The sequence below is a fragment of the Proteus sp. fly-1067 genome (assembly GCF_040139345.1).
In the GTDB taxonomy this organism is placed as follows: domain Bacteria; phylum Pseudomonadota; class Gammaproteobacteria; order Enterobacterales; family Enterobacteriaceae; genus Proteus; species Proteus vulgaris_B.
This window is the reverse complement of sequence record NZ_JBEEUL010000028.1, coordinates 1-4,714: the sequence shown is the minus strand read 5'-3', so window position 1 is coordinate 4,714 and position 4,714 is coordinate 1. Positions and strand designations below refer to the sequence as shown.

The 4,714-nt window shown below is 38.4% G+C and carries 8 protein-coding genes; 5 read left to right on the top strand and 3 right to left on the bottom strand.

Annotated elements, in window-relative coordinates; all coding sequences use genetic code 11:
* From ABN217_RS18590 to ABN217_RS18580, 3 genes are all read right to left on the bottom strand, one after another.
* On the bottom strand, nucleotides 1-262 hold a 262-nt coding region (locus tag ABN217_RS18590), incomplete at its 3' end, for a hypothetical protein (RefSeq protein WP_349459763.1).
* 544 nt (nucleotides 263-806) lie between these two features.
* Complete coding sequence (locus ABN217_RS18585; RefSeq protein ID WP_012367614.1) at nucleotides 807-1,112, bottom strand: hypothetical protein; 306 nt, start codon at nucleotides 1,110-1,112, stop codon at nucleotides 807-809.
* 30 nt (nucleotides 1,113-1,142) lie between these two features.
* A complete protein-coding gene (locus ABN217_RS18580; protein ID WP_012367615.1) occupies nucleotides 1,143-1,844 on the bottom strand; it encodes an XRE family transcriptional regulator in 702 nt (233 codons plus the stop codon).
* A 107-nt stretch (nucleotides 1,845-1,951) separates the two neighbouring features.
* Here ABN217_RS18580 and ABN217_RS18575 point away from each other — a divergent pair, with 107 nt between their 5' ends.
* The 5 genes from ABN217_RS18575 to ABN217_RS18555 all read left to right on the top strand — a co-directional run bounded on the left by ABN217_RS18575 (nucleotide 1,952) and on the right by ABN217_RS18555 (nucleotide 4,637).
* Nucleotides 1,952-2,137 carry a Cro/CI family transcriptional regulator gene (locus ABN217_RS18575; RefSeq protein ID WP_012367616.1) on the top strand — a complete coding sequence of 62 codons (186 nt, stop codon included), beginning with the start codon at nucleotides 1,952-1,954 and terminating at the stop codon, nucleotides 2,135-2,137.
* 134 nt (nucleotides 2,138-2,271) lie between these two features.
* The gene (locus ABN217_RS18570; RefSeq protein WP_161769471.1) at nucleotides 2,272-2,619 is read left to right on the top strand and encodes a hypothetical protein; all 348 of its coding nucleotides are present in this window, start codon (nucleotides 2,272-2,274) and stop codon (nucleotides 2,617-2,619) included.
* A gap of 191 nt (nucleotides 2,620-2,810) precedes the next feature.
* Nucleotides 2,811-3,743 (top strand): phage replication protein O, encoded by a 933-nt coding sequence (locus tag ABN217_RS18565; protein WP_502935133.1) that lies wholly within the window; start codon nucleotides 2,811-2,813, stop codon nucleotides 3,741-3,743.
* Nucleotides 3,740-4,414: a replication protein P gene (locus tag ABN217_RS18560; protein ID WP_349459761.1), complete on the top strand. Its 675-nt coding sequence runs from the start codon at nucleotides 3,740-3,742 to the stop codon at nucleotides 4,412-4,414. Before ABN217_RS18565 ends, ABN217_RS18560 begins: the two co-directional genes overlap by 4 nt.
* A gap of 19 nt (nucleotides 4,415-4,433) precedes the next feature.
* Nucleotides 4,434-4,637, top strand: a complete 204-nt coding sequence (locus ABN217_RS18555; protein ID WP_349459760.1) for a hypothetical protein — start codon at nucleotides 4,434-4,436, stop codon at nucleotides 4,635-4,637.
* Nucleotides 4,638-4,714: the final 77 nt, after the last annotated feature.

The following is a 4,714-nucleotide window of genomic DNA, read 5'->3' as shown; positions in this document are numbered from 1 at the left end:
TAACCCCGAACTCACTGCTCGGCTGTTTTGTTTTAACTCCTGAAAATACTGCTACATTAGGTAAGCAACAGTTATCTCCACTTGGATGATGTTTTGTTGGCTTGAGAGAGAGAACATGGCGTTCTGGCTTCTCAACACCAAATATCGAATCCCAAATTTCTTCCACTGAGCGACTTCTCATAGCTATCTTTCGAGCCAAAAACTCACCTTGCTTTCTGCGTCTGCGAATTTTTGAGTTCTCTTTAAAAGTTATTGTTGCCATATTTGCCTCCTAAGTGATCTTTGGTGATTGGTGTCCGGTGCTGACCTCCGGAAGGGCTTACTGATTTTCTCGGCCTCTATCAAGTCCACGCTACTAGCGTGATTCGTGTATATCGCCTTACTGATATGCCTACTTCATCTTGCCCCTACTGGTCGATTACCTACGCCTTATGCGGGCATCATTCTCCATCTACTCACAAGATTGCAGCGCATCAGCCTGCGCATTCACCAATCCCAAAAACAACTCAGTGGTTGCTCTGAAAATTTATTCTGAGCGTTCCTAATTGTAAAAGAGCAAACATCCTGTTTATCTATGGCTCCTTGCCTTCGATGTGATTAACTATACAAGCATTACTTTATTAAGACAAGTAAAACTTGTGTAAAAACTTGAGTTAAACTTTATTTAAACAATAAATGCTTGTTTTTGTTTGTGTTATTTTTTGTAAAAAAATTAAATTTTTTATTCTGTTGGCGGTTTTTGTGATTTGTGGGCATAAAAAATCCCTCATTAAAGAGGGATCCGTGATGTGGTAGGTGAGAGGTAGCTAGTTTTTACTTGATGTTATTTCTGCGAAATCCAGTAGTGCTTTCTGGCAATCGTTGGTCATATCAATTAAGGTGCTGTTTTTCTTTTTTGCCTCATTGCTCATGAATTTATCTATAAACTCATCCCCATTTGGCACATTATTTTCTTGCTGAAATTTATATAAAGAAGAGTAAGCGTTGCACTCAGATGCTTTCATGATTGTAGTTATCAATTTGAAGTCATCTTCATTAGTGATATCAATCTTATTAGTAGCATGGGCAGATATTGAAGAAACAGTAATTAGTAATAAAATTATATTTTTCATTTAGTTACCACCTGATAATTAAATAAATTTCTATCCATGAAATTTGTATTTTATAGATTGGCTAACTAAAACTTTGGCATGAATGTAGAGGCTATTGATACTATCTTCTTCTAAATACCAAGTTTCATATCTTGCGTTATCCGATATGACAGCCAGTCTCTTATATTGCTTTTGAAGCCTTTTTATATATAGCTGATTATCTAATACAAAGACATAAATTCCATCACCATCAAAAAAGTTAGTGGTGATATCTACGAATATTTGATCTCTGGGCTCAAATGTTCCAGCCATAGAGTCACCTTTAACAGTGATCATCTTGATTGTGGATGCAGATCTCCCACCAAACAGTCTTTTTGCTTCATCTGCTGAATACTCAATAGCCGTTATTGTCTCAATAAAATCATCAAGAACCATCACACCTGGCCCTGCACTAGCTTGGATATCCAGCATCTCCACCTTGTAGGTATTTTTATCTGAAACTTCAATATCTTGATTTATTTGAATACTACTGACTTTGTTTCTTTCATCAATATCAGTTATTCCGAATAACAACCAATTGGTATCAACTTCAAGTATTTCAGCAATTTTAATAACTCTGTTTTTTCTTGGCTCAGTACTGGTCTCCCACTGCTGTACTGATTGTGGTGATACTCCTACCAACTCAGCTAACTCAGCTTGGGTCATGTTTTTTGCAAGTCTAGCTTGCTTGATTCTTTCGCGCATAGTTTTCATTCGCTCAATATACAAGTTGTGCTTTTATTTTTCCAACAAGTAATACTTGCTTAAATAAAGCATTTCTTGTATTCTTCTTGTTGTTAATCAGTTAAAGGAATATCTTTATGAATGCATTGGAAACAACAATTAAAAAAGCAGGTGGAATTCCAGCTTTAGCTAAGAAGCTAAAGATTAGCGATCAGGCCATTAGACAATGGGAGCAAAAAGGTCGCATTCCTCCTGCAAGATACGCTCAAATCAACGAACTATTCGGAATACCATTTGAGCATTTAGTAAAAGATAAAAATTAGTTTCACCCGCTCTTTAACATTGCTAACCCGCTCAGAGTAAATTCTCAGAGCAAACAATCCGCTCATATGGAATGAGCCACGGATCATTACTGCTGTTCCCAATATGGGAAGTAATCTAAGAAGGAATTTAACAAATGGAACTATCAAAAACTATCAAAGTTGAATGTTCGTCAAATGAATTGATGAGCTTCTATCTAAAACAAATGTATTCAGTCGGAAATAACGGACTGGCAAAAATGCTAGGCGTTCATCCATCAACTTCAAGTCGTGATAAAAATCGAATATTTGAGCTTGCTTGTAAAGCAATAACAGAGCTTGGATTACCGCCTGATTCAGTTGCTATTAGTGAGAAACCAACAAAGGTTGTCATTGAGGGTGATTACGCAGAGAGATTGATTCAGATGCTTGAAGGGAAGGGAAAGATTAAAAGAAAAGCCCCAGCGGTAACTGAGGCTTCTCAACAAATGGACTTAACCATTTAAACTAACAAATGCACTGTATCAATAACCAGTAATTACGACAAGGGGAATTTAGGTTTCTCTTGTCTGATACAGCTAATTAATGGAGTAATTATATATGAATTCTGTTTATTTAACAAATAGATATGGAGGTCGTGGTGAATACAGCTAAATTCTACGATCTTGGTGTTGCAAGACAACAAAGGAGCAACAGGGTGGAAAACCAGAAGCTAGGTTTCATCCCGTTGTACAGGAGCATAAAAAATAAGTCGTGGGCTAAAGATGTTTATCTTAGAACACTATGGGAAAACTTATTGTTAGAAGCTCAGAGCGAGCCGTACACAGCCAATTACAAAGGGCATATATGGCATTTAAAGGCTGGTCAGTTGGTTACAACTCCAGCCAATCTAGGGCTAAACCTGTGCGACAGGAACGGCAAGCCAACCAGTAGAGATACGGTTAATCGAATGCTGGCTGTTTTTGTTCGTGAAGGGATGATTTCAATCGAAGGAGAGAAGCATAAAGGCACCGTGATAACTATCACAAATTACAGTGATTATGCTCAAAATTTAGTCAGTGTACCCGCACATAAGTACGCACATAACAACGCACATGATGAAGCCAGTATTCATGCACCTTTAGGCAACATACCCGCACATAACAACGCACATGAATCCGCACATCATGAACAATATATATTTAATAATAAATTATTAAATGATCGTCCGAGAAAAAAATCTTCTGTGCCTCGTAAGGTAAAACCTGATGCAGCTGTGAGTTCAGAGAAAGGGGACAAATGGGGTAATGCTGAAGACCTAAAAGCTGCTCAATGGATTTACGAGAAAGTGTTGATTGTAAGTCCTACGACTAAAGAACCTAATTGGTCAACATGGGCTAACGATGTTCGCCTGATGAGACAACTAGACGGACATACACACCAAGATATTTGCAGAATGTTTAAATGGGCTAATCGTGACTCGTTCTGGTGTAGCAACGTGTTATCTCCCGCAAAACTACGTGAGAAATGGGACACTCTGGTTATCCAAAGTCAGCAACCTAATCGTAAACCCGCAATCAATAATCAAGTTTTACAGAAATCAAAAATAGATTTTGATGACACGAAATGGATGGAGGGAGTTGATATATGAAATCACTTGTTACTGCCATTCAGCAACGGGATGGTAGAACATTGCAGGTAATGAGCAATTCAGCACCATTACAGCAAACACAGCCAGTCAGAGAACATACAGCACAAGTATTTAATGAGTTATTCAAACAACTTCGAGCAACATTTCCTGCGTCAATGGCAAACTTTAAAGATCAGGAGGATTTAAACGAGTTTAAACGTCAGTGGACAAAAGCATTTGCTGAAAACAATATCCGCACGATAGATCAAATTAACGCAGGGATGAAAATTGCCAGACAACAAGAGAACCCATTTCTTCCTGCTCCTGGTCAATTTATTCAATGGTGTAAACAAGGTGAATCTCTAGCGGTTGGTTTACCTGACGAGGATCAACTTTACGAACTCTATCGAGAATACTGCAAAATGCGTGGCTGGCGTGAAATGAAATGGCCCTCTAACGCCTGCTACTGGATGGTAACTAAAATTTACTCTGAGATGCGAAGTAAAAGCCTAACGGATAATGAGGTTAAGAAGCTTTGCGCCAAAGAGTTACGGAGCATGACTGCAAGAATCAAATCAGGTGAAACTATTCCAGCGCCAGTGCTTCAAGTCGAACACAAGATCACACCAACAAGCCGCAATAAATCACTGTCAATAATCGCCAATTTGAAGCAAAAGCATGGCTTCAGATAACACGCAAGAGGATTTTTAGATGAACTTACTAACACATACCGTTACCAATGTTTTAGGTGATCCTGTATGTCATACCTACAAATCGGATGATGGAACAGAAAATGAATATTACCTAACGCTGGTAGAGTGCAATTGTTATGGGGTCATTTCTAACACGGAAGTGATGACTAATACCTTAGATCAAGCCAAGAAAATTAAGGTTGGCTATGAGTGGGAATCGTGAGGAGGCATCTAATGCAGGGAACTAATTGGGTTAAGGTGAGTGAGAGATTGCCTGTTATTGGTGATCCGGTACTTGCG